Raw genomic sequence first — 25,454 nt, 5'->3', positions numbered from 1 at the left:
CAGGGTTGACCCAGGTGCCCTCAAAGGAACGCCACCTTCCTAGGGGCGGACCGATGGAGCGACCGGGAACGGGCTCATGTAGCGGCGGACCGTAGCGTTTGCCCACCAGCGGCGTCTTTGCTTGGACGGACTGATGTATCCGCTCCGGAGGGCCGCTCGCAAATGGGGTGATTGGAACGACATGGCGGGATGACGCCAAAGCTGGGGTTGTCGAGATGACCATGGAGTTTGCCATGCCGTCGGGGTGGGTTGGATGGGGCGGACACGTCGGTGCGCCCCTACAGGTGGTTATGGCGAAAAGGTTTGTATTCCTCGAAGGCTGATTGGGCGGGATCGAACCAAATATCGGCCCGTCAGGGCCCTGTTTGTCGGGCCGGACCGATGTGTCCACCCCGGAAAGACGCCATTTGTAGGAGCCTATCGACGTATCCCCCCAGGAATGGCACCAAATTAGGGACGGACCGACGTGTCCGCCTTGGTGGTCTGCCTCGATGCGTCGGTGGGGTGGGATTGGGTTCTGGTTTTAACATGGCCTACGAGCGTCTCTGAGAACGAAGTTATCCCTGGAATCTCGGGCGTTCCGGCTGCACATATGGCGGGCTGCAGACCCGCACTCCCGGAAAACAGCACGGTTCCAGCTTTGTAGGGGCGAGGCGCTGCCTTGCCCCTACCTTCAAAGGGCCTTACAGACCTTGGTACGACGAGTTCTCGCACCAGATCGTGCAGATGCTGAAATCAGGGGGAGCGGTGGGGTTGGTGCAGCAAGGGCCTTCGGGCAAGGGTCGAAGTGAGGATCCAGCGGGATCCATTCCAGATGGCGTGCAGGGCGCCGTGCAGGTCTGTTCGTAGCACTGGAAGCCCTTTTTCCTGTAGCCGCTGCATCACCGACGACGAAGGAAAGCCGAAGGGATTCAAAAACCCACAGGAAATGAACACAGCTTGCGGTGCCAGCGCGTTTAGAAGCCCTTCCGTGGTGGATGTGGCGCTGCCGTGATGAGGAGCGACCAAAAGCCACTGGTATGGTGCGAAGTTCCAGCGATCCACCAGTAATTGTTCCGCTCTGGATCCAATGTCTCCGGGAAGAAGTACGGCCGCTTCGTCACAGATGACGGCCAGCACCAGGGACACTTCGTTTAGGTCTTTGGCATTCCAGACTTTCTGAACGAACGATCTGGATGGATGCAGAGCCCTTAATCGGCAGGATCCCAAGCTTCCCAGATCCATGATGCCGTCAAGGTCCCTATCGTCCTGCATGAGGGTGTGCGTGACGGGGATGCGGCGTCGGGCGGCTGAAGCGGTGAGGATGGATCCCGTAAGTCCCTGAGCACTGAGACCCGTTTCCACATATCGACCCACGGGAAAATTTTCCAGAACATAGCGCAGCCCGTTTCGATGATCTGGGTGATCGTGGCTCAATACGACCACATCCAGCTTTCGAATCCCTAGAGACCACAGAGCCGGTGCCACCACAAAGCGGCCCAGGTCAAAGGAATCGTCATAAAAGCCGCCTCCATCCACCAGCATGGCGGCGTTGGGCGGGCATCGAACCAGGGTGGCCGAACCTTGCCCCACGTCCAAGACCGTGACTTGAAACGGGTGTGCTTGAGGTGCCTTCAAAGCCCAAGGACCAACAAAGGCAAACAAAATCCAGGCTGCAGCCAGGGCCGTGGCACCGAAAAGTTTTTTTAAAAAAGGGATGGAAAAAGCCCAAAGGATCAGCACGGCATAGCCGGTGATCACAGCGGAAAGAGGGATGGGACCCACGCGGGCAAAGGCGTAAGGTAGGGCGGCAAAGGTGTCGATGAGCCAGAGGAGAGCCTTCAGAGCCCAGCCGATGGGCACGAAGGCTAGGGACGCCGACGACGGTAGAAGCGCCGCAATGCCGAGGGCGGCCAAGCCCGGAGGCAGCACGGCCAGAGCCAAAAAAGGAACGATGATGGTGTTGGCGGCAAGCCCGGCTAAAGAGATACCGTAAAAATGGTAAGCCGTAAGCGGTGCCACGGCGAGAGTGGCTGCTAAAGATACCAAAAAGGCGTCCAGAAAAAGGCGTACCACGGGTTTCACTTTTTTTGGCAGCAAGGCCGGAATCTTTTGAGCTCGATCATGCCAGGAAGGATACAGAAGCCCCAAGCCTGCAACGGCGGCAAAAGACAGTTGAAAAGAAGGGCGAAAGAGATGGTTGGGATCGGCCCAAAGAATCAGCACAGCGGCGAGACTTAGAAGCGACAAAGGATCCGGCCTGCGATACAGCGCCAAAGCCACGGCCGCAGTCGCCAGCATGATAAGGGCTCTTTGTGTGGGCACGGCAAAGCCGGCCAGAAGAGCATAACCAGCGGCAGAGACGCACCCGGCCCACCAGGCGAGAGGCACATCGGGGATGCTCAGAAGCACTCGGGGCCAAACGAGCCTTAGACAAAATTGCATCAGACGAAAGGCGGCCCAGGCCGCCAGCCCTACATGCAAGCCTGAAATAGCCAATAGATGCAAGACGCCCGCTTTTTGAAAGGGATCCTGAAGAGAGCGAGGCACAGCACCACGGTAGCCGAGAAAAAGGGCCTGAGCCACGGCCCCTTCAGGCCCGGAAAGGTTCCTTGCCAGAAGGCTACGAAGATGGTTTCGCAGTGCATCCACCCGACCCCAAAGGGCGGTTGCCACGCTGGAAGCGGCTTCGCTGTCTAAGGCACGCACCCAGAGAATGTCACTTTTTGTGGAAGCCCGGGCGAAAATGCCGCGACGTGCCTGTTCCGCCACGTAGTCGTATCGGCCGGGGTTTTCGAAATTGGTCAAAGGGCGAAGCACAAGAGGCATATCCACCACATCGCCTGCCTTCCAGGAACTTACCAATGTGCGTGTGGACACTTGAACCCCGATAGAAGGCGTGCCCGGGAAAAGAGGTCGGTACGAATCCAGGCGCTCCGAGGCTGAGCGCTGACTGTCATGATCAGAGAATGTGGCTGGCGAGCGGGTTGAAGCTGTCTCTTCCGATACGCCTAAAAGAATTACGGGGAACACGGTCTTTTCTGGATAAACTTCAGGAAAAGGTTGCAAGAGGACGCGATAGCGCCGTTCTGTTCCATCCAGAAACGCCGACAAGGACGGGGGTGGAACGGCTTTTTTTTCGGCTCGAACCCACAGGAAAGATCCAAGACTTGCCGCCGCCAGGCATAGGCACACGGCGGCCAAGGGACGATGAAACCGTGTGGTGCTCTTGGCGCCTAAAGCGAGCACCAGTCCAAGAGCCGTCAAGAGAGCCGATGCGGCAAGAGGCGCCTTCAAAGCATGGAGGTTTTGCATGCGGGCGCAGGCGATCCCGACGGCCAAGGAAACAGCCAGCGGAACCAGAGGCCGAGATCCCAAGATCTTGAGTGAAGACATGGGCGCCCTCATTGTGAAGTCGTAAATCGTCAGTCGTGGATCGTGAAGTCGTGAGATCGTGAATCGTTAAGTTGTGAGAACGGGAATGATGGACCGAGAACGATGCATTATAGATCGTGAACAGTAAATGATGAAATCGTCAAGTGTAGACCGTGAGTGGAAGGCATCGATGCCATGATTGGACGACTTCACGATGCGGCGCTTCGCGCCGTCGTTTCACGTGGGGGTGAAGAAGTGGGGCGGGGCGGCGACCCGCCGATAAAGCGGGCGAGACGCTTTCGTTCCCTGGGAAAAGGGTTGGCTAAAATAAGAGCCTTTGCGGCTTGGTGAGGGGCGGACACATCGGTCCGTCCCTACTCTTTTTCCCTCCAGATGCGGGCTCCAACGGCCTGCAGCTTGCCGTCAAGATTTTCATAGCCTCGTTCCAGATGGTAGATGCGGCTCACATCGGTTCGGCCTCGTGCAGCTAATCCCGCCAGAACCAGGGATGCCGAAGCTCGAAGATCGGTGGCCATCACCGGAGCTCCGGACAAAAAGCGGACGCCCCGCACTACGGCACTTCGGCCGTCCAGCACGATATCAGCTCCCAATCTTCTTAGTTCACTCACGTGCATAAACCGATTCTCAAAGATCTGTTCCTTGATAACACTCACCGCATGGCCCAAAGTCATCAGGGCCATAAATTGGGCTTGCATGTCCGTGGGAAAACCGGGATACGGCCATGTGGTGGCGTTGACGCTTTGAATGGGGCCTTTAGGGGCTTCGGCCAGGAGGGATTCCCCATCGGCGGTGATAGTCATTCCGGCATCTCGAAGCTTACGAACCACAGCATCCACATGATCCGGGCGGCAGTGTTTCACGCGCAAACGACCTCCCGTAATGCCTGCAGCCACCAAGTAGGTGCCTGTTTCAATGCGATCCGGAATGACTTTATGGGAACCTGCCTGCAAGGATTCCACTCCTTGAATGCGCACGACGGCTGTGCCCACCCCACTGATGCGAGCTCCCATGGCCGTCAGGTAATCCGCCAGATCCACCACTTCCGGTTCTCGAGCCGCATTTTCCAAAACGGTTTCACCGTCGGCGAGGCAGGCGGCCATCATGAGGTTTTCCGTGCCGGTGACTGTTACCTGGTCAAAGGTGAAGTCGGTGCCTCGAAGTCGATCACACCGTACATGAACATAGCCGCCTTCCAGTTCCACTTGAGCCCCCATGGCCTGCAGACCTCGCAGATGCAGGTCGATAGGTCGAGCTCCAATGGCACAGCCCCCGGGCAAGGACACTCGAGCCCGCCCGTAACGGGCGGCCAGAGGCCCCAACACCAGCACCGAAGCCCGCATGGTCTTCACCAGTTCGTAGGGGGCTTCCGGGCGCGTGATGTTTGACGTGTCAAGGATCAATGTTTCCTGATGGTCGGTCTGAGCCCCCATGTGTTGCAGAAGACGTTCCATGGTGCGAATGTCTCGAAGTCGAGGCACATTGGTAAAGACATGGCGGCCCGGAGCCAAAAGAGATGCGGCCATGAGCGGCAAGGCCGCGTTTTTAGCCCCGCTGATGGAAATTTCCCCTTCAAGCGGCACACCACCTTCAATGACCAGTTTGTCCATAACAACCCCTTTTTGGAACGTGAAGTCGTCAATCGTGACATGGAGGGTGGAAATCGTGGATCGGATGGAGCTATGCCTTACGACCACCCCCATGCGCCATGCACGAGTTCACGACTTACAACTCACGAGTTCACGATTGACGATTTTGCGACTTCACGATTCTGAGGACTCTCAGTTTGCCTCCGTAGTCCTTGTGGATGGAAACCTGGGTGTTCGATCCCAAGGAATGCGCTAAATGCTGGAGTTTTTGGGCCTGGGAGGGAGCGATTTCCATGAGCAGAACTCCTTTGGGACAAAGGAGCGGGATGGCTTCGCGAAGAAGACGTGCTGGAAGAAGCGTGCCGTCGGGACCACCTCCCAAAAGAGCCTGACGTGGTTCAAAACCAGTGATTTCCGGAGCCAGCTCGGACCACTCCGCATCCCCGATGTAGGGAGGGTTGGCACAGATGACGTGAAAGGCCGGCGGGGACGGCCGAAGTGGTGCCGTGAGATCGCCCCGAAAGAAATGAATACGCCCATCAACCCCGTGGCGCTGTGCGTTTCGCCGTGCCAACTGCAGCGCTTCGTGGGAAACGTCACCGGCCAGAACATGCCACTGAGGTCGTTCCGTAGCCAAAGCGATAGCGATGGCTCCCGATCCCGTACCGATATCCAGAGCGCGAAGCGGAGTGTCGGGAAAGGCTTCCAGGGCCAGTTCCACAAGAAGTTCCGTTTCCGGGCGAGGGATCAGAACCGCCGGGGAAACTTCCAAGGTAAGGGACCAGAATTCTTGGCGCCCTGTGATGTACTGCGTGGGTTCTCGAGCGGCACGGCGTTGAATCAGAGCCCGGTAACGGGCCAGTTCTTCAGGACGAAGGGGTTGGTCATAACGCAGATAAAGATCCACACGGCGAAGATTCAGGGCGTGAGCCAGAAGCACTTCCGCATCGGAACGGGGCTGTTCCAAACCTTTACGGCGGAAATAGTCCGTGGTCCATTGAAGCACCTTGAGAATGGTCCAGATCTCATCGGCCATGGCGTGGACCTGGGGGGCGCCTCAGGGATTTCCTTCTTGAAGCGCTTCCGCTTGGGCCGCGGCGATCAGAGGGTCGATGATGTCGTCCAGAGCACCCATCATGACCTCTTCCAGTTTATAGAGCGTGAGGTTAATGCGGTGGTCGGTGACACGATTCTGAGGAAAATTGTAGGTGCGAATCCGCTCGCTGCGATCTCCGGTTCCCACTTGGCTTTTGCGTTCCTGGGCGATTTTGGCTTCCTGTTCCGAACGCATCCTGTCCAGCAGGCGCGCTCGAAGCACCTTCATGGCCTTGGCCTTGTTTTTGTGCTGAGATTTTTCATCCTGGCACACCACCACCAGACCCGTGGGAAGATGCGTGATGCGCACGGCCGAATCCGTGGTGTTCACACTCTGACCGCCCGGCCCCGAAGACCGAAACACATCCACACGCAGATCGTTGGGATCGATTTCCACATCCACTTCTTCGGCTTCCGGAAGCACCGCCACCGTGACGGCCGACGTGTGGATTCGACCTTGACTTTCCGTTTCCGGTACGCGCTGGACTCGGTGCACTCCCCGTTCAAATTTCAACCGGCTGAAGGCTCCAGATCCGTTAATGGCTGCAATGACTTCCTTGAATCCCCCGATTCCTGTGGAATGCGCATCCAGCAACTCCACCTTCCAGCCTCGATTTTCTGCATAACGTGAATACATGCGAAAAAGATCCGCCGCAAACAAAGCGGCTTCTTCCCCCCCGGTTCCCGCTCGAATTTCCAGGATCACGTTCTTTTCGTCGTTGGGATCCTTGGGGACCAGCATGCGCTTAAGAGCCTGCTCCGTGTCTTCCAGTTCCTTTCGAAGTCGGTTCAGGTCTTCACGAATGAGTTCACGCATTTCAGGATCGTTTTCCTGGCGAAGAAGATCCTGATTGGATTCTATTTCTTCCTGAGCTTTTCGATAGCGCCGAAGCGCTTCCACCAAGGGGGAAAGATCCGCATGTTCCTTGGCGATCTTTTGGTATTCCCTGGGTTGGTTGATCACCTCAGGGTCGCTCAAAAGCTTTTCCAGTTCTATGTAACGTTCTTCCAGTCCGGCCAGTCGATCAAACATGGAAAGTTCCGGTCATCGGCAAAAGACGCAAAAAAACCCGGACACTCTTCGCAACCCCTCACGGGCTTTCGCTGCGTGAAGGGGAGGTTCCGGGTCGTGGGTTCTAACGGTTTTCCTGGGCTTTTTCCTGATTCTTTTGGTAATGCTCATACTTTTTCATAAACCGTTCGATACGCCCACCCGTGTCCACCAGTTTCTGTTTACCCGTAAAAAACGGATGGCACTTGGAACAGATTTCCACACGAATATCTTTTTTTGTGGAACCCGTCTGAATCTCGTTGCCGCAGGCGCAGCGAATCACCGTTTGAAAGTATTGCGGATGAATGTCCTTTTTCATGATCGCCTCCGTGTGGGTTCAATCTTTGAAAGCCCCACATTATAACCACAGGAACGCCGGATGCAAGCCCTTTCCTTATCGGTTCATGGATGCAAGGAAGTCTTCATTGTCCTTGGTGCCTTGCATTTTGTCCAGAAGAAATTCCATGGCGTCCACAGGGTTAAGGGGAGAGAGGAGCTTGCGCAAGATCCAGATACGGTTGAGATCTTCCGGAGGAAGCAGCAGTTCTTCCTTACGGGTGCCGGATCGGTTGATGTCGATGGCCGGGAAGATACGCCGATCGGCCAGCTTACGATCCAGATGGATTTCCATGTTGCCCGTGCCCTTGAATTCTTCAAAGATCACTTCGTCCATGCGGCTTCCCGTATCGATAAGGGCCGTGGCGATAATGGTGAGGCTGCCGCCTTGTTCGATGTTTCGTGCGGCGCCGAAAAAGCGCTTGGGACGATGCAGGGCGTTGGAATCCAAACCTCCGGAAAGAATCTTGCCGCTAGGCGGCACCACCGTGTTGTAGGCTCGAGCCAACCGTGTGATGCTGTCCAGCAGAATGACCACGTCGCGGCGATGTTCCACGAGCCGCTTCGCTTTTTCGATGACCATTTCGGCCACCTGCACATGGCGCTGCGCGGGTTCGTCAAAGGTGGAACTCACCACTTCCGCCCGCACGTTACGTTCCATGTCTGTGACTTCTTCCGGACGTTCATCGATGAGAAGCACGATAAGGTAGGCGTCACGATGATTTTTGGCGATGGCGTTGGCGATGCTTTGCAAAAGCATGGTCTTACCGGTGCGGGGAGGGGCCACGATGAGGCCACGCTGCCCGAATCCCACGGGCGTGAGGAGATCCATGACGCGGGTGGAATAGTTGTCCGAAGTGGTTTCCAGCTTGATCCGTCGGTCGGGATAAATGGGGGTCAGGTTGTCAAAGAGGATCTTGTCTTTGGCCACTTCGGGTTCTTCGAAGTTGACCGCTTCCACCTTGAGCAGCGCGAAGTAGCGTTCATTGTCCTTAGGAGGCCGGATTTGGCCCGAGATGGTGTCTCCGGTGCGCAGATTGAACCGGCGAATCTGGGACGGGCTGACGTAGATGTCGTCCGGACCGGGCAGGTAATTATAGTCCTGAGTCCGAAGAAACCCGAATCCGTCGGGAAGGATTTCCAGAACACCTTCGCCGTAGATAAGACCGCTCATTTCTGCTTGAGCCTGCAGAATGGCGAAGATGAGATCCTGTTTGCGCATGGAAGTGGCGCCTTCGATCTGAAGCGCTCGCGCCAGGGAGACTAGTTCCTTGATATTGCGCCGCTTGAGTTCCACCAGGTTCATTTCACGATGGGCGACGGAAGCGTCCTTCTTGGACGTCGTGGCGGTGGAAACCGTGGAGTTGTTGTTCTCGATCATTCCTTTTTCCTTTTCACCATTAAAATCCCAGGCGAGTCCAGACACTCTTGCCGTCCCCTTGGCGTTCCAACTTTTTTCCGCTCTCGGCAAGAATCTTTTCAATGTCCTTTCCGTAGCCCAGCTTCTCTACTGCTTTGGGATAATCTTCCAGCAGGCGTGTCAGACGTTGCTGAGCCGCTCGGTATTTGCCCATGTTGTAGTACATGCGCGCAATACGATATTCATGGGCGGCGATACGCTTTTCGCATTCAAAGAGCTGAGCCTGGGCTTTGGCGGCATATTCCGTGTTGGGATAAAGTTCCATGAGCCTCTGAAAGGTTTCCATGGCCTTGCGTGTCTGATCCTGATCCCGGTCCATGGACGGTGAGATGAGGTACTGACTCATGCCCAACTGATACAACACATAAGGGACGGCCTCGTTTCTCGGATGCAGCCGCACAAATTCTTCGTAGGCGAGAGCGGCTTCTTCGTAGTCTTTCTTGTAATAATGGGCGTCTCCCACTTTAAGTTCCGCCAAAATGGCATACTTGCTGTATGGGTATCGTTCCTTAAGTTTTTGGAAAGACTCCAGAGCCTTACCGTATTTTTTGGCCCGCATGGCTTCCATTCCGTCCCAGGCCAATTGTTCCGGCGTGCGTTCGGCGGTGTCTCCTGAGTCAAACAGATCGTCGAAGTAGTAACTGAGAAGATTTGTCCCGCATCCGGTCAAAAGCGCCATGCAGAGGCTCGAGACTGCGAGGCACCGTAGCACACCGCCAAGGTTCCACCGTTGAAACAGAATAGTCATGGTGAGACGCTCCCTGGAATCGTGAAGTCGTCAGGTCATGGCACCTTTCCCTTTCAGTCACCATTGACGCTTCACCATGAACGACTTACGATTCACACCTTACGATTTCACGCTTTACGATTCTCGATATAGCGTCCGGCGCAAAAAGCCGCTGTTGCGCCGTCGCCTACGGCGGTAACGATCTGGCGAAGGCTTTTCGATCGCACATCGCCGGCTGCGAAAATGCCTGGAACCGACGTGGCCATCTCTTCGTTGGTGATGAGAAACCCCGAATCATCTCGCCGGACAATTTCGGGCACCCACTGGCTATTGGGAAGAAGCCCAACAAAGACGAAGACACCGGAGACGTCCAATCGAGAACTTTCGCAGGTGGTGGTGTCTTGCAGTTCAAGGCCGGTCACACCTTGAGGGCCGCCGTGAATTTCCGAAACGATACGGTTCCAATGGACCGTAATCTTGGGGTTGGACAGGGCTTCTTCCTGAAGGACTTTGATGGCTCGAAGCTCGCTCCGACGATGAATGATGTGCACATGGGACGCGAATTTAGTCAGGTACACGGCTTCTTCCACAGCCGTGTCCCCGCCGCCGACCACGGCCACCTGTTCATTGCGGTAAAACGGGCCGTCACAGATCGCACAGTAAGAAACACCTCGACCCGTAAATTCCACTTCTCCCTTGACCTGGAGCTTCTTGGGAGCGCATCCCGTGGCGATGATCACCGATTTTGCTTCAATAGGGCCTTCGGTGGTGTGCAGCACCTTGACCGGGCCGGTCACTTCCAAAGATGTCACTTCAGCACTGCGATGTTCCATGCCGAATCGCAAAGCCTGCGCTTTGAAGAGTTCGATCAATTCAAAGGTAGTGATCCCTTCGGGAAATCCAGGGTAATTGTCCACTTTTTCGTAGGTGAGCAACTGGCCGCCCAAGCCGATGCGTTCCACCAGAAGGGTCTTGTAGCGGGCTCGACATGCATAGAGTGCCGCTGTGAGTCCCGCAGGGCCTCCACCTACGATCACCATGTCGTACAGTTCAGGGGTTATCATGTGGATTTGGCACGCGCTCGAGACGTGAGTTCATGGACCCATAGAGGGTCCATGGTGATTGGCGTTGTGGGAAGGGTGAGGGATCAGGAGACCACCTTGTCCACTGCCGCAGCAATCTGGGACTTGGCGACCGCGCCCGTAATCTGTTCCGTCACGTTTCCGTTCTTGAAAAGGATCAGGGTCGGGATGGCTCGAATGCCGAACCGGGCCGGCGTGTTAGGATTTTCATCCACATTGCATTTGGCCACTTTGAGTTTTCCCGCGTATTCGGCCGACAGTTCGTCGATCACCGGAGCGATGGCACGGCACGGTCCGCACCAAGGCGCCCAGAAATCCACCAGAACCGGAATACTGGATTGCAAAACTTCCTGTTCAAAACTGCCGTCCGTGATTTCAATGATGTTCTTTCCAGCCATGTGAGCACGCCTCCCTGGACATTGTGCTTGGGTTCGAAGGACCCTGTCCCAAATGTTCCCTTCCATCATCAAAAAAACTTGATGTGCGACTATAAACCAGCCCGTTTTTTTTTGTCAACGCCTGCGAAAGAGGCTCATCGAGTTTCGGTCGCCATCTGGGTTCCATGGAAGCGAACGAGACGCCCTTTCTGCGCCCTTTTGCCCTTCTGCCTGCCGAGACAGGCCTTCCCCAGTTTCTCGATCCGGTGCTTAATACCTGGGAGCCTGTCCGAGAACCAGCAATGCCGAGGTGCTTCATGGCATTTCAGGGTAGGACCGAGCCGCCGACTCGCCCCTACCTTCAAACGGCAAGAGACCTTGCTATTGCGAGGACTCGGACAGCATCCCCAAAGGCTCCTCAAGGTTTTCATGTATCGGCGGAATGCATTGTCTCTCACAATATGCTTTTGGAAAAGTTTCGGTTTTCAAGGCCAAGACGGTCGGACGTCCTTGAAGACCTTGAAGAGTCCCTGCGCATTACAGAGCAATCTGTGGTAAAGAGGGCTGCAAAGGCTCCCGATGGTGCTCGTGACCTGGTGGAAAAAGGCATCCATGGGCGGAAAGGATGCCGGGGAGTTTTTCATGAGCAAAGACAAGACTGTTTTTCAATGCGTGGAGTGCGGTTACGAAACTTCCAAATGGCTGGGGAGATGTCCCGGTTGTCAGGCATGGAACACGTTTCAGGAAGCCGTGAAAGTTTCCAAAAGCGGTCGAACAATCGGAGGCAAACCAACCTCTGCGCAACCTGTACTCCTTTTCGATGTGCCGATCCTGGAAGAAATGCGCCTCAAGTCAGGTTTGCAAGAATGGGACCGTGTGCTGGGCGGTGGACTGGTTCCCGGATCGGTCATTCTCCTTGCCGGGGATCCGGGTATCGGCAAATCCACGCTGCTCTTACAGGCTTTAGGACACATGGCACGGCTGGGTTCCGTGCTTTACGTTTCCGGGGAAGAAAGCCTGGCCCAAATTAAATTGCGGGCGCAACGTCTCGGGCTCGCTCCGACCGACTCCCTGTGGGTTCTTGCCGAAACAAGCTTGGACACTCTGGAACCCCTTCTGTCAAGCCGCCCTCCTTTAGTCTTGGCTGTAGATTCCATTCAAACCATGCGGTTGGATCTTTTGGAAAGCGCTCCGGGGTCTGTGTCTCAGGTGAGGGAATCGGCGGCATGGTTACAGCGTCTGGCCAAAGAAAAAAACATGGGTGTTTTTCTTGTGGGCCATGTCACGAAGGAAGGTGTTGTGGCCGGGCCTCGAGTCCTGGAGCATCTGGTGGATGCCGTGCTCTACCTGGAAGGAGACCGCAGCCATACCTTTCGCCTTCTTCGAGCCGTGAAAAACCGCTTCGGGTCCACCAATGAAATCGGGGTTTTTGAAATGAAGGAATCGGGTTTGGAACAGGTGCCGAATCCGTCTCGATTCCTACTCGCTGAGCGACCCAAGGGTGTTGCAGGATCGGTTGTCGTGTGTGCCATGGAAGGCACCCGGCCCATTCTGGTGGAGGTGCAGGCTTTGGTGTCTTCCAGCGGCTGGGCGCAGCCAAGGCGCACCTTTATGGGCGTGGACCCCAATCGCGTGTCCCTGCTGTTGGCCGTGCTGGAAAAGAAATTGGGGTTTCATTTTCTGCAGCAGGACGTTTTCGTCAATGTGGCGGGAGGGGTCAAGCTGAGCGAAACGGCGGCGGATCTGGCGGTGGTTTTGGCCTTGGTAAGCAGTTCCATGGAAGTGGCTTTGCCTGAGGATTTGGTGGCCTGGGGAGAAGTGGGGCTGGCCGGAGAAGTCCGAGGGGTAGGGCATGCAGGGCGTCGGTTGGCTGAAGCTGTGTCTTTGGGATTTCGCACCATCGTTTGCCCTCGCGGGAATCAGGAACAGTTGGCTTCATGTGGCATCGAAGGGCATTGTATCGGGGTGCGCTCCGTGGAAGAAGCCGTCAAAACCCTTTTCGGCTAACCAGCCGCCATTCTCCGATTCCAATCCGGGCCCATATTGCGGTCGATGCACCCATGTCCATCGGGACCTCCACGTCCTCGTCCTTGAGAAAAACCCTTGTCGGGGTGTACCGGCGTATGTGTCCGCAGACCCACCCCGTAAAACAATCTCTGGTGAGGCGGACCTAAGGGACTGCCCAAAAACGCACATCTGCACAGGAACATGGAGGCGAGACCATTTCATCTGCCCTGACCTTCAATCCCTGTAGGGGCGGACCCATGGGACCGCCCGCGTAGGCCCCTCGCTGGGGTTACGAGACGGGTGCAAAAGGGGCTTCCAAGGCTCGGCGAATCCCTTGTGTAAAGGGTTTTTTGATGACGCCCACTTCCGTGATGATTCCCGTAATGTATCGATGGGGTGTCACATCAAAGGCCGGATTCAGAGCCGCCATGCCTCGAGGAGCCACTTGACGCCCGTAAAAATGGGTCACTTCCTTGGGATCCCGCACTTCTATGGGGATTCCAGACCCATTGGGCAACAGAGGATCGATGGTGGATCTCGGTGCCGCCACGTAAAAGGGCACACCGTTTGCCTGGGCCAGCACGGCCAGCGAGTAGGTTCCGATCTTGTTGGCCGTGTCACCGTTTGCTGCAATCCGGTCCGCCCCTACGATCACTAGATCGATCTTTTTTTGCTGCATCAAGCTTCCGGCGGCATTGTCCGTGATCAGGGTGCACGGTATTTTTTCCACCATGAGTTCATAAGCGGTCAGGCGGCTTCCTTGAAGAAACGGTCGAGTTTCACAGCAGGTAACGTGAATGGAGGGGTCGGCGGCGAACGCTGCACGAATGACCCCCAAAGCGGTGCCGTAGTCTCCGGTAGCCAAAGCACCCGCGTTGCAGTAGGTGAGGATGCGGGCGCCGCGAGGAACCACTTGCCGTCCCCACTGCCCGATGGCTTCATTGGTGCGGATGTCTTCCTCAAGAATCGCCTGGGATTTTTCTCGAATAAGCTTTTGCAATGTGGGCACATCCGCTCCAGGATTTTCCACCACCACGGCAAAGACGGCATCCACAGCCCAGCTCAGATTGTTTCCCGTTGGTCGAGCCGCTCGAATACGTTGGCATGCACGAGAAAACTTCCGGAAAAAGGTGCGCACATCCGCCGCCGTGATAGCTCGAGCAGCCAAGGCCGCGGCCATAGCTCCGGCTATCCCTACGGCGGGCGCCCCTCGGATGGCCATGGTCTTAATCGCTCGAATGACTTCATCCACCGTGGTACAGCGCAAGACCTTGTGCTTGTGGGGCAAAAGCCTTTGATCCAAGATCATGACAGCGTCGCCGTCCCACCAAATCGGCCTAAGCGGCGAAGGGGGCATAAACAGTCTCCTTTGTGCATGTATGGAAATGAGTGTCCTTGAAACTTAGTTGACCGAAGACTGCCTCGGTTTCCAACCGATCAGCCCGAAAGTTTTTCCTTAAGCATGCGGTTGACCAGCTGGGGGTTGGCTTTGCCCCGTGTTTTCTGCATCACCTGCCCGACAAAAAAGCCCATGAGCTTTTCCTTGCCCTGTCGGTAAGCTTCCACTTCCTTGGGATTTTCTTGGAGCACCTGTTCAACGACGGCCATGAGCGCCCCTTCGTCGGTGACCTGCCGCAATCCTTTTTCTTCCACAATTCGTGACGGCGAGGCTCCGGTTTCGTACATTTCCTTGAAAACGGTCTTGGCGATCTTTCCGCTGATCACATTTTTGTCCACCAAGTGCAGCAGTTCCGCCAGGTGTTTGGGGGGTACGGGACATTGGTCGATTTCCCGCTCGTCCCGTTTCAATTCCCGCAGAAGTTCACTCATGATCCAGTTGCTGACGGTTTTGGGTTGAGGAAAATCTGCCGCAACCGATTCAAAATAATCGGCCACATCCTTGGAAGCCGTCAGGACCGTTGCGTCATAGGCCGGAAGTCCGTATTGAGCCATAAAGCGCTCCCTCTTGGCGTCGGGCAATTCGGGAAGGCTGCGCCGCACGGCTTCAATCCAATCATCATCGATGGCCAAGGGCACCAGGTCAGGGTCTGGAAAATAGCGGTAATCGTGAGCTTCCTCTTTGCCGCGCATGCTCACTGTAACGCCGCGGCCGGCATCCCATAATCGAGTTTCCTGCACGACGGGTTCGCCTTTGTCCAGAAGGGCTCGCTGACGGCGTACTTCAAATTCCAGGGCGCGCTGCACGTTACGAAAAGAGTTCATGTTTTTCAGTTCCGTCTTGACGCCGAAGTCCGTGGCACCGACGGGTCGTAAACTGATGTTGGCGTCGCACCGAAAACTGCCTTCTTCCATGTTGCCGTCGCAGATTTCCAGGTAACGGAGAATATCTCGAAGCGTGCGCAAGTATGCGGCGGCTTCCTCGGGCGTGCGTATGTCGGGTTCGCTCACGATTTCAATGAGAGGCACCCCCGTACGGTTGAAGTCCACATAACTTACCGGTTGGCCTTCATCGTGGACAAGTTTTCCTGCATCTTCTTCCATGTGAATCCGTGTGATACCGATACGCCGTGTGCCGTTTTCCGTAGTAATATCCAGCCATCCGCCCGTGGCCAAGGGTTCTTCGTACTGAGAAATCTGGTAGTTTTTGGGAAGGTCCGGATAGAAGTAGTTCTTACGGGCGAAGCGGCACCGAGGAGCGATACGGCAGTGGGTGGCCAAAGCCATCTTCATGGCGTATTCAACGACGGTCCGGTTTAACACCGGAAGCACCCCAGGCATGCCCAGACAAACAGGGCATGTGTGGATGTTGGGGGGAGCTCCAAAGGCCGTGGAACATCCACAAAAGATTTTGCTTTGTGTCAGCAATTGCGCATGCACTTCCAACCCAATGACCGTTTCCCATTCCATAAACGCGCCTTTCTGAACCATCGGTTGCACGGAGCGGAGCCTTTCCGTCCGCAAAGATTTTTACCCGCCCCTTTTAGCACTGATCGAGGGATTCGTGAAGTCGTCAAATCGATTTGACGATTTTGACTTCGCGAAACTTTTCTTCTACAAAGGGCGAAGCGGAAAGGGCCAAGTGGAGCTTTTCGCATGGCGATTCCAACGGTGTTTCTTGGGGCAACGGTTTGGAGTGCGACGGATGATCAACGAGAGAGGGTGGCCATGAAGATCCACGAATACCAAGCGAAGGAGCTGTTTCAAAAGTATGGAGTGCCCATTCCACGGGGCCGAGTGGCTTTTACGGTGGAAGAAGCCCAAGCGGCGGCTCAGGAGCTGGGGACTTTTCCTGTAGTGATCAAGGCCCAGATCCATGCGGGAGGTCGCGGTAAAGGAGGCGGCGTCAAACTGGCCAAGACGCCGGATGAAGTGACTTCTGTGGCCGGCAGCATTCTTGGAATGACCTTGGTGACGCATCAGACCGGGCCTGAAGGCCGTCTGGTACGTAAAGTTTTGGTGGAAGAAGGACTTGATATTGCTAAGGAGCTCTACCTCAGCCTTTTGCCTGATCGATCTACGGCCAAGATCGTTTTTATGGCCAGTGAAGCCGGCGGTATGGACATTGAGGAAGTCGCCGCCAAGACCCCGGAAAAAATCGTCAAGGTCTATGTGGATCCTCTCGTGGGTCTGCAACCTTTTATGGCCCGTAAACTGGCCTACGGTCTTCACCTGGAACCTGACATCGTCAAGCTTTTTCTCCCCATGGTGCAGGCCCTTTACCGATTGTGCCTAGACTACGATGCGTCCCTTGTAGAAATCAATCCCTTGGTCATCACCAAGGATCGACGCCTGCTGGCCTTGGATGCCAAAATGAATTTCGACGACAACGCCCTCTTTCGCCACAAGGACCTTCTGGCTTATCGCGACCTGGACGAAGAGGATCCTCTGGAAGTGGAAGCTTCCAAGTACAACCTCAACTACATCAAGATGGACGGCAACATCGGCAACATGGTCAACGGTGCCGGTTTGGCCATGGCCACCATGGACATTATTAAACTGGCAGGAGCCGAACCGGCCAACTTCCTGGATGTGGGCGGCGGTGCCAGCGCGGAGATGGTGGAAAATGGGTTTCGCATCATTCTGAGCGACCCCAACGTCAAGGGAGTGCTCATCAACATTTTTGGAGGCATTTTGCGCTGTGACGTGCTGGCCCAGGGGGTGGTGGAAGCCAGCAAAAAGGTGGGGGTCAAGGTCCCCGTGGTGATTCGCATGGAAGGCACCAACGTGGAACAAGGACGAAAGATTTTGCAGGAATCGGGATTGAATCTCATCGTGGCACAGGACCTCAAAGACGCGGCCCAAAAAGTGGCGGCCATTGCTAAGGCCTAGGAGGAAACACCATGAGCATCTGGGTGAATGCGCAAACACGAGTCCTTGTTCAGGGTATTACAGGCCGGGAAGGACAGTTTCATACGAGGCAATGCGTGGCCTATGGGACGCGCGTGGTGGCCGGCGTCACGCCGGGAAAAGGCGGTCAGACCATGGACGATATTCCCGTGTTCAACACCGTGGAAGAGGCCGTGCGTCAGACAGGGGCGGACTGTTCCATGATTTTCGTGCCGCCGCCTTTTGCCGCCGACGCCATTTTGGAAGCCATGGATGCCGGCGTGCGCCTGATTGTGACCATTACGGAAGGGATTCCCGTGATGGACATGCTCAAAGTGAAAAACGCCCTCAAAGGATCCGCTTCTCGTCTCATCGGCCCCAATTGTCCCGGCATCATCACACCGGGTCAGTGCAAGGTCGGCATCATGCCCGGCCCCATCCACAAGCCGGGATCCGTGGGCGTGGTGTCCCGGTCAGGCACCTTAACCTACGAAGTGGTGCATCAGCTTACGTTGCAGGGTATCGGCCAAAGCACCTGCGTGGGTATCGGAGGGGATCCCGTGAACGGGACCAATTTTATCGATTGCCTGAAAGCTTTTCAGGAAGATCCTGAAACCAAGGCTGTGGTTATGGTGGGAGAAATCGGAGGGTCCGCCGAAGAAGAAGCGGCGGATTTTATCGCCCGTAACATGACCAAGCCTGTGGTGGGCTTCGTGGCGGGCCTTACGGCTCCTCCAGGACGTCGCATGGGGCACGCTGGAGCCATCATCAGTGGATCCAGCGGCACGGCTCAGGGGAAGATTCAGGCCATGAAACAGGCGGGAATCACAGTGGTGGAAAACCTGGGTGAGTTGGGAGCTGTCTGCAAGGAAGCCTTCGCCTCCGTCTTGTAAGGCCTGGGAAGTTAAGGCCGAAAGCCTTCCTCTTTGTAGGGGCGGACCGATGTGGCCGCCCCAAAACCTTCTCGAGCGAGCCCATGTATCCACCGAGCCCTATGAATCTTTGCCCGAATTCTGGGCGAAAACATCCTCAAAGATCCGTTCGGCGGCTTCTTGAGTGCGCCCTTCCAGGGTTCGAAACCGTTCCAAAATATCCTTGGCAAACGGTGTGAGAGCCGAACCTCCGCCTTTGAGTCCGCCAATCTTCTTCTGCAGCATGGGGCGCCCCAAACGTTCTTCGGTGGCTCGAATCTTTCCCCACACAGCGGAATAACTCATGCCTAGTTCCTTGGCCGCTCCAATGATCGACCCAGCCCTTTCCACGGCTTCCAAAATGCGAAGACGCCCGGCACCAAAAACCAGGTTTCCGGAGTCGTCTTCTACCCATACCTTACAGTGGACAACGAGCCTTTTCCCCTGAGCCACGGTGCCTTTCCCCCTTTGACGTCTGCGTCGCCTGTCTTGTCTTAGCGCCTTCCGTTCGATACAAGAATCTTCGCACGGGGTGCGCTTGGGGTCAATCGGTGGGCTGGGCAGGTGTGTATAGGTCCCGGACGCATTTTTTGTCCTTCACCGAAGTGGAGAGGAAGATATTCGATCTGAAAGCAAAGGTGGTAAGAATGCCTGAATTTCTCAAGGTTAAGACAGCCGAAGAGGTCCTGAGTCTCATTGAAAACTTTACCCCTTTGGAAGAAGAAATGGTGCCTCTTGAGGAGGCTCTCGGGCGGGTTGTGTCCCGAAATGTTTCGGCCTCATGCGATGTGCCGCATTTTCGCCGCGCCGTCATGGACGGCTATGCCGTGAGGGCTCGCGATACCTTTGGTGCTTCGGAATCTTTGCCGGCCCTTTTGACCGTCGTGGGCGAGGTGTTCATGGGAAAACCTGCGGAGCGAAGTCTGGGTCCCGGCGAAGCCATGGCTGTGCCGACCGGTGGGTGTATTCCCGTCGGAGCGGACGCTTTGGTCATGGTGGAGTACACGCAGGAGGTGGGTGACGGAACCATTGAAGTCACCCGGCCTGTGGCTCCCGGGGACAACATATTGGAAACGGGAGACGATATCGCCCAAGGCAGGTTATTGTTCCAACCAGGTTGGCAGTTGCGGGCTCAAGACGTGGGGGTGCTTGCGGCTGTCGGAGTGCGTTCCGTGCCCGTGTTTCGTGTTCCCCGTGTGGCGGTGCTTTCCACGGGAGACGAAATCGTTTCCCCTGATTCCCTTTCGGTCCCTGTGGGCAAAATCCGCGATATCAACACCTTTGTCCTGGCGGCTCAGGTGCGGGAAGCCGGCGGCCTTCCGGGATGGATGCAGGTGGTTCCGGACGATCTGGATCTTTTGGCGTCCGCTTGCAGGAAAGCTTTAGACAATCATGACATGGTGCTTCTTTCCGGCGGTAGTTCCGTAGGGGTTCGTGACTACACGGTGCAGGTGCTGGAAAAGCTCGAGGGATCCGAGCTCTTGGTCCACGGTGTGGCTATTCGTCCAGGAAAACCCACCATTTTGGCCCGCATTGGATCTCGTATTTTGTGGGGTCTTCCCGGACAGCCGGCTTCGGCCATGATTGTTTTTACGGCCTTTGTGCGCCCGAGCCTTCTGCGGTTGCAGGGTTTGAAAGTGGATCGATCTTCCAAGACCCAGACCTGCCAAGCGGTGCTGCGCCGTAACATGCCTTCGGTGCACGGGAGAGCGGATTACATTCGAGTCCAACTCTGGGAAGAAAAGGGTCAAATGTGGGCCGAGCCGGTGTTTGGATCTTCGGCCATGATCAGCACTCTGACCAGAGCCGACGGCTATGTCATTGTTCCCGAACATGTGGAGGGCTTGGAGGTCGGAACGGTTGTCACCGTACACCTTTTCGGATCCATAGGGCGTCGTGCCATCAGCAACAACGTGTAGGCGACGAGCGGCATGCCCTCATCACGGCTTCCCACCTAGCGCGGACCGATGAGGCCTCTCGACAAATATTCGGTTTCGAGTGGGTAATCGGGCGCACACGCCGCTGCGCCCCTACAAAGCCAGATTCTTGGTGTTCACACGTCTTTCGCGGAATCTGAAAACGACTGACGACCTCGCATGTCACGGCGCCTGTCGGGAGGGCCGTCGATTCGCACAACATCTTCGATGGCCAGTTGAATGCTGGCCGCCTGGCGAATGACATCCACGTTGATGACCAGAGTGCCTTTCTTGGGATTAAGTCGCTGCAGAATGCCCACACATCCCGTAAAAGGCCCGCGAACCACTTCCACCCAATCGCCTTGGGTGAGGTAGGGATGCAGGGTAAGTGTATCCGCATGATCCAGGACTCTGCGCAGGCTTTCTACCTGATAGTCTGGAATCAAGGCAGGTCCTTGACTGCTTCGCACGATGTAGACACTTCCGGGTATTTTCAAAATTTCCACGTGGACTTCGCTTTCCAAGACCGTGTGCACGAACACGTATCCAGGGAACAAAGGCACCTGAAGCCGTACACGCCGATCACGCCTTTTGCTCCAGGTATGTAGCAGAGGAAGGAAGCATTCGATGTTTTTCTTAAGAAGCTGATCCGCCACTTTTTTTTCGTGATTGACTTGCACATACAGGGCATACCAGCCCGGTGCGTCTTCCCGGGATAAAAGGGGACTTTCTGTTCTCAAGGCGATCGGCGCATGCACCTTTTTGATTGAGGCGTCCATCTTGTCCGTCAGCATAAAGGCACCTTTTTTAGTGGCTTGTTTTGCGCCGATGCGGTCAGAAAAATCTTTGCATCGCTTCGTCCTTTCTCAAAGCTTTCATCGGCGAAAAGCAACAAAGCCTTAAACATCCCCGAAACGTCAGTACAGCCTTTTTGCGTCATCTTTGTCGCCTTTTCTTCCGTATTCTTCAAGGATCTTTTCAAGGTCCCACGGGGTTGACAGGCGCAATCGCTTTCCCGATCGATCTTCGTAAACAAGATAGCCCTTTTCCAGGGCGTGAAAGAAAAGGTCCCGTGTGAGCGACACATCCTCTTGGCAATAGCGGATAAGAAGATCCCACTGGTTTTCGCGGAACCACTGGACGGCTTGAATGCCGTCCGCCGTCTTCTTTCGACCTAAGGTTTTTTCACCTAGGTGATCCAGACTCAAGCGAAACCCTAACTGTCGTCGAAGCACCTCCAGCATATCAAAAGCCGGAAGAGCCCGCAGAGGTTTGGGTGTATAGACCTGCAATACCTGAAAGTCGAAATGCTTAATGTTAAATCCCACGATGAGATCAAAGGCGTGGAGTCGTTCGATGAGTACGGGCACGTCCGGTTCTTGAAACACTTCAAATTCGCCGCGGCTGTGATCATATAGGACGGCTACGGAAACACGCATGAGGTGTTTATAGTCCCAGCCGCCCACATCTTGAGCTAAATTTTGGGTTTCTAGATCGAAAAAGCCGATGGCCGCCTCTCGACGTTCCAGCGTTCGATCCTTCAGTTTCACCCTTTGGGGCTCTTCTTGCGGTTCTTTTCGAGTGTCTTCCGATTTCAATGGTTTCCGTCCCAGCATATACCGAAGTATTTCCAGGGCCGCCGCTTTGTCCAAAGGCGTATTCCCGGCACCGCATTTGGGTGAATGAATACATCCGGGGCACCCCTCGTCACAGGAACAGGTTTCAATGAGCTCCAGGGTCCGTTCCAAAAGGGATTCCACAATCTCATAACCGCGAGCGGCAAGGCCGATACCTTCCGGGTAACCGTCGTAGATGAAAACGGCACTTTTTCCCAATTGCGGATGTAGGGGTATGGAAATGCCACCGATATCGTTTCGATCGCATAGGGCAAACAGGGGAAACATGCTGATGGCTGCGTGTTCCATGGCATGAATACCGCCCATGAAATGGAGTCCGGCCCGCCGGATCTTTTCCACGATGATTTCTTCGATTTCCACCCAGAAACCTACGGTTTCAAAAACCTGCTCAGGAAGATCCAGGGGAGAGAAATCCAAAAGCTCCTGGGTGAAAAGGCGTTTCTTTTCGTAGCCCAGAATGCGCTCTCGCACTCGAAGGCGGCCGAGTCGCGCCACAAACGCCGTGCAGGGCTTGGAAGCCAAAGTTTCCAGAATTTCGGTCTCTTTTTCGCTCTTCACCCATGTGTAATATTCGGCGTTTTCCGGAACAGCTCGAGCAATTCGCTTTTCCAAGTCTAAGCTTTGCACCACATAGGTTCGACCACGATGCAGGTAGACCGCTCCCGGATGACATTCCTTAAAAGCACGCACCCCGTCCGTTGTGCCGATGGGGATCCATTGTGCGTTGTTTTGCGCATTGGGGCTCAGAATGGTAAACGACGGTCCGACACTGCGAATATCCACACCGCGATGCGGGTAGGACGAGGCGGCGAACCATCTTTGTCCGTCTTCCGATTGCACCAATGACCCTCGATGTGTGGCGGCCATCAAGGCCTGTTGGCGGGCTGGATTCCACGGGAGCGTTTCTTCGGCATGCAAGGGAATTTCGGCGGCGGCACAAGGGAGATGTTCCGCCACGATAGCCGGGTTGTCCGGATCGGTCACCGCGGTTTCACAGGAGCCGTCAAGAAATGTTTCGGGATGCCGCACAATGTATTGATCCAAGGCGTCAGGTTGAGGAAGAAGGATGACCGCACTCTCGCGACCGCTTCGGCCCACGCGGCCGCCTCGCTGCCACGTGGTCATGATGGTGCCCGGGTATCCCACAAGAAGGCACACATCCAGCCCCCCAATGTCGATACCCATTTCCAAGGCGCTCGTGGAAATTACCGCGGCTATACGCCCAGCAGCGAGCCCTTGCTCAATGCTTCGCCTTTCGGACGGAAGAAATCCTGCGCGGTAGGAACTCACTTTGGAGGCCAAATCCGGGGCCGCCCGCATCAGGCTCATGTGCACCAATTCCGTCATTCGACGTGATTGGGTGAAAACGATGGTTTTTAATCCTGAGCGCACAGCTTCGAGAGTGATTCGAGCCGCCAAGGTGGCCAGAGGGCCTTCCGTTTCCATGAAGACAAAGTGGCGAAGGGATTGAGGAGAACCGGATTGCGAGACGGTTTCCACTGGCTGGTCAATAAGTTTTTGGGCCAGTTCGCCGGGATTACCGATAGTGGCTGAAAGGAAGACATACTGGGGATGCGAGCCGTAGAGATTGGTGATACGGCGTAATCGCCGAAAAATCTGGGCCACATGGCTACCGAAGATGCCTCGATACGTGTGCAGTTCATCCACCACGACGTAGCGTAGCCCTTGAAAAAAGGACTGCCATTTGGCGTGGTAAGGCAAAAGGGCATAGTGCAGCATGTCCGGATTGGTTACGAGCACATGGGGAGGATTTTGGCGAATAGCCGCGCGCTGATGGTTGGCTGTGTCCCCGTCGTAAACCGCCGCTGTCAACGGTACAGCACTGGGCACTGCTTGAAAGAAAGTGGTGAGTGCCTCCAATTGGTCTCGACTCAGAGCTTTGATGGGAAAAAGGTACAGTGCGTGGCTGTGAGGTTCCTCAAGCAAGGCTTCGGTGACGGCAATGTTGTAAATAAGCGATTTGCCACTGGCGGTCGGAGTCGCCACCACCACGTGGCGGCCGGATCTTAGGTGATCCAGAGCGGCCGCCTGGTGGCTGTAGAGGCGACGTATACCCATTGCATGGAGAGCTTGTCGAATGGGTTGGGGAAATGGGTCTTGAGGGGCGGCGTAACGCGGTTCTTGAGCATTGATGACGGCGTGGTGAGCCACTCGAGCCGTTTTCCAATCTTTTGTCAGCAGCCGTTTGAGAAAGCTCTTCATGAATGAACGACCGATAAGGGCTTCATGGATCCGCTTAGAAATCCTGGTCCCATTGGTAGCTCAACACCACAAGAATGCCCTTTTCGGTCGCCTGCTCCAACAGTTTAGGCTTGGCGTAATGCGTGACCAGAATAGGCACGAGCTCTGACGGGGCGACGCGCCCGATCTTCTGCAGCTTTCGATGGAGAGTTTTTAGTTTGGAAGCGTCGTCCAGTTTCAGAACGGATTCTCCCACAAGCTGCACTTCCTTGCCGTTTTTCAGCGCCTTGGCCCAGAAGTTCACTTCTTCATCGGCGATCTCGGTCCGAATGAGACTTTCCAGCACACGAATGTTATGCACCTTATGCAGGTACGCCGGGAGCTTACGGTAGGCTTCATTTTCCAGTGCGTACGCCATGCTGTGGGCGAGACCTCCGACTTGTTCTCGCAATCCCTGAACCGCTTTGGCCAGAGAAGCCACTTGGGTTTCCGTGCGTTCCTGAGCCTCCACCAATCGATTGAGTCCTTCTTCCGTACGTTTCTGAGCCTCCACCAATCGGTTGAGTCTTTCTTCGGTACGAGCCTGGGCTTCTGCCAGCTGGTTCAGTCTTTCTTCGGTACGTGCCTGGGCCTCCGCCAACCGGTCGAGTTTTTCTTCCGTGCGTTCCTGAGCCTCCACCAATCGGTTGAGTCTTTCTTCGGTACGAGCCTGGGCTTCTGCCAGTTGGTTCAGCCTTTCTTCGGTACGTGCCTGGGCCTCAGCCAACCGGTCGAGTCTTTCTTCCGTGTGTTCCTGAGCCTCCACCAATCGGTTGAGTCTCTCTTCCGTGCGTTCCTGAGCCTCCACCAATCGGCTGAGTCTTTCTTCGGTACGAGCCTGGGCTTCTGCCAGTTGGTTCAGTCTTTCTTCGGTACGTGCCTGGGCCTCCGCCAACCGGTCGAGTTTTTCTTCCGTGCGTTCCTGAGCCTCCACCAATCGGTTGAGTCTTTCTTCCGTGCGTTCCTGAGCCTCCACCAATCGATTGAGTCCTTCTTCCGTACGTTTCTGAGCCTCCACCAATCGGTTGAGTCTTTCTTCCGTGCGTTCCTGAGCCTCCGCAAGTTTATTCAGTCTCTCTTCCGTGCGTTTTTGGGCTTCAAAGAGTTCGTTAAGCCGTTCCTCAGTTCGTTTTTGGGCTTGAGCGAGTTCGTTAACCCGTTGTTCGGTACGCTTTTGGGCTTCGGATAAATCACGCACCGACACGGCCAAATCGGTAACGGCGGCTTTGAGTTCAGCGAAATCGTCTTTGGTAACCACGTTCCGTCGATGATGCTCCAGTTCTTCGATGATCGCAAAGAAAGCTTCACGAAGGTCCGGAGGAAACTGTTCAAGTTTTCGAATCAACGAAATGGTGATAGCCATGGTTCGAAGTCCTCGATTCATGAGCACGTAAAGCTCGTCTAAG

Annotated in this window: 19 protein-coding genes; 4 read left to right on the top strand and 15 right to left on the bottom strand. The window is 55.5% G+C overall.

Translation table 11 applies throughout. The features are described 5' to 3' along the window. Positions 1 to 735: 735 nt before the first annotated feature. From WHS46_10790 to trxA, 9 genes are all read right to left on the bottom strand, one after another. The gene (locus tag WHS46_10790) at positions 736 to 3,375 is read right to left on the bottom strand and encodes a DNA internalization-related competence protein ComEC/Rec2 (GenBank protein ID MEJ5349158.1); all 2,640 of its coding nucleotides are present in this window, start codon (positions 3,373 to 3,375) and stop codon (positions 736 to 738) included. A gap of 353 nt (positions 3,376 to 3,728) precedes the next feature. Beyond that, the gene (gene murA / locus WHS46_10785; GenBank protein ID MEJ5349157.1) at positions 3,729 to 4,982 is read right to left on the bottom strand and encodes a UDP-N-acetylglucosamine 1-carboxyvinyltransferase; all 1,254 of its coding nucleotides are present in this window, start codon (positions 4,980 to 4,982) and stop codon (positions 3,729 to 3,731) included. 130 nt (positions 4,983 to 5,112) lie between these two features. Then, entirely contained in the window at positions 5,113 to 5,997 is an 885-nt protein-coding gene (gene prmC / locus WHS46_10780) for a peptide chain release factor N(5)-glutamine methyltransferase (protein MEJ5349156.1), read from the bottom strand. A gap of 21 nt (positions 5,998 to 6,018) precedes the next feature. After that, the gene (gene prfA / locus WHS46_10775) at positions 6,019 to 7,089 is read right to left on the bottom strand and encodes a peptide chain release factor 1 (GenBank protein MEJ5349155.1); all 1,071 of its coding nucleotides are present in this window, start codon (positions 7,087 to 7,089) and stop codon (positions 6,019 to 6,021) included. Between the two features lie 103 nt (positions 7,090 to 7,192). After that, entirely contained in the window at positions 7,193 to 7,426 is a 234-nt protein-coding gene (gene rpmE / locus WHS46_10770; protein ID MEJ5349154.1) for a 50S ribosomal protein L31, read from the bottom strand. A gap of 75 nt (positions 7,427 to 7,501) precedes the next feature. Next, positions 7,502 to 8,749: a transcription termination factor Rho gene (rho, locus tag WHS46_10765; protein MEJ5349153.1), complete on the bottom strand. Its 1,248-nt coding sequence runs from the start codon at positions 8,747 to 8,749 to the stop codon at positions 7,502 to 7,504. 94 nt (positions 8,750 to 8,843) lie between these two features. Continuing rightward, positions 8,844 to 9,611: an outer membrane protein assembly factor BamD gene (locus WHS46_10760; protein ID MEJ5349152.1), complete on the bottom strand. Its 768-nt coding sequence runs from the start codon at positions 9,609 to 9,611 to the stop codon at positions 8,844 to 8,846. A 107-nt stretch (positions 9,612 to 9,718) separates the two neighbouring features. Then, positions 9,719 to 10,654, bottom strand: a complete 936-nt coding sequence (gene trxB, locus WHS46_10755) for a thioredoxin-disulfide reductase (protein MEJ5349151.1) — start codon at positions 10,652 to 10,654, stop codon at positions 9,719 to 9,721. An 83-nt stretch (positions 10,655 to 10,737) separates the two neighbouring features. Next, positions 10,738 to 11,070, bottom strand: a complete 333-nt coding sequence (gene trxA / locus WHS46_10750) for a thioredoxin (protein MEJ5349150.1) — start codon at positions 11,068 to 11,070, stop codon at positions 10,738 to 10,740. A gap of 621 nt (positions 11,071 to 11,691) precedes the next feature. On the opposite strand from trxA, the gene radA reads away from it, so the two are divergent. Then, positions 11,692 to 13,056, top strand: a complete 1,365-nt coding sequence (gene radA, locus WHS46_10745) for a DNA repair protein RadA (GenBank protein ID MEJ5349149.1) — start codon at positions 11,692 to 11,694, stop codon at positions 13,054 to 13,056. A gap of 289 nt (positions 13,057 to 13,345) precedes the next feature. Here the strand turns inward: radA and mtnA are convergent, their stop codons facing one another. Further along, positions 13,346 to 14,413 (bottom strand): S-methyl-5-thioribose-1-phosphate isomerase, encoded by a 1,068-nt coding sequence (gene mtnA / locus WHS46_10740; protein MEJ5349148.1) that lies wholly within the window; start codon positions 14,411 to 14,413, stop codon positions 13,346 to 13,348. 80 nt (positions 14,414 to 14,493) lie between these two features. Continuing rightward, positions 14,494 to 15,945: an Asp-tRNA(Asn)/Glu-tRNA(Gln) amidotransferase subunit GatB gene (gene gatB, locus WHS46_10735; protein MEJ5349147.1), complete on the bottom strand. Its 1,452-nt coding sequence runs from the start codon at positions 15,943 to 15,945 to the stop codon at positions 14,494 to 14,496. A gap of 165 nt (positions 15,946 to 16,110) precedes the next feature. Between gatB and sucC the strand changes: the two genes are divergently transcribed. Both sucC and sucD read left to right on the top strand, forming a co-directional pair. Beyond that, the gene (gene sucC, locus WHS46_10730; GenBank protein MEJ5349146.1) at positions 16,111 to 17,346 is read left to right on the top strand and encodes an ADP-forming succinate--CoA ligase subunit beta; all 1,236 of its coding nucleotides are present in this window, start codon (positions 16,111 to 16,113) and stop codon (positions 17,344 to 17,346) included. Between the two features lie 11 nt (positions 17,347 to 17,357). After that, positions 17,358 to 18,236, top strand: coding sequence for a succinate--CoA ligase subunit alpha (gene sucD, locus WHS46_10725; GenBank protein ID MEJ5349145.1), 879 nt, complete (start codon positions 17,358 to 17,360; stop codon positions 18,234 to 18,236). 99 nt (positions 18,237 to 18,335) lie between these two features. Here sucD and WHS46_10720 read toward each other — a convergent pair whose 3' ends face one another. Further along, a complete protein-coding gene (locus tag WHS46_10720; GenBank protein MEJ5349144.1) occupies positions 18,336 to 18,707 on the bottom strand; it encodes a LysR family transcriptional regulator in 372 nt (123 codons plus the stop codon). Positions 18,708 to 18,901: 194 nt separating this feature from the next. On the opposite strand from WHS46_10720, the gene glp reads away from it, so the two are divergent. Further along, positions 18,902 to 20,173: a gephyrin-like molybdotransferase Glp gene (gene glp, locus WHS46_10715; protein ID MEJ5349143.1), complete on the top strand. Its 1,272-nt coding sequence runs from the start codon at positions 18,902 to 18,904 to the stop codon at positions 20,171 to 20,173. A gap of 134 nt (positions 20,174 to 20,307) precedes the next feature. On the opposite strand, the gene WHS46_10710 is transcribed toward glp, so the two are convergent. The 3 genes from WHS46_10710 to WHS46_10700 form a co-directional block, all read right to left on the bottom strand. Next, on the bottom strand, positions 20,308 to 20,964 hold the full coding sequence (locus WHS46_10710; GenBank protein ID MEJ5349142.1) for a UpxY family transcription antiterminator: 657 nt from the start codon (positions 20,962 to 20,964) through the stop codon (positions 20,308 to 20,310). 123 nt (positions 20,965 to 21,087) lie between these two features. Further along, complete coding sequence (locus tag WHS46_10705; protein MEJ5349141.1) at positions 21,088 to 24,030, bottom strand: DEAD/DEAH box helicase; 2,943 nt, start codon at positions 24,028 to 24,030, stop codon at positions 21,088 to 21,090. 34 nt (positions 24,031 to 24,064) lie between these two features. Beyond that, the gene (locus WHS46_10700) at positions 24,065 to 25,432 is read right to left on the bottom strand and encodes a hypothetical protein (protein ID MEJ5349140.1); all 1,368 of its coding nucleotides are present in this window, start codon (positions 25,430 to 25,432) and stop codon (positions 24,065 to 24,067) included. Positions 25,433 to 25,454 lie beyond the last annotated feature (22 nt).

The organism is Desulfosoma sp. (assembly GCA_037481875.1).
Taxonomy (GTDB): domain Bacteria; phylum Desulfobacterota; class Syntrophobacteria; order Syntrophobacterales; family DSM-9756; genus Desulfosoma.
Note: the sequence above shows the minus strand (reverse complement) of the source record. Positions and strands in the feature narration are given on the sequence as shown.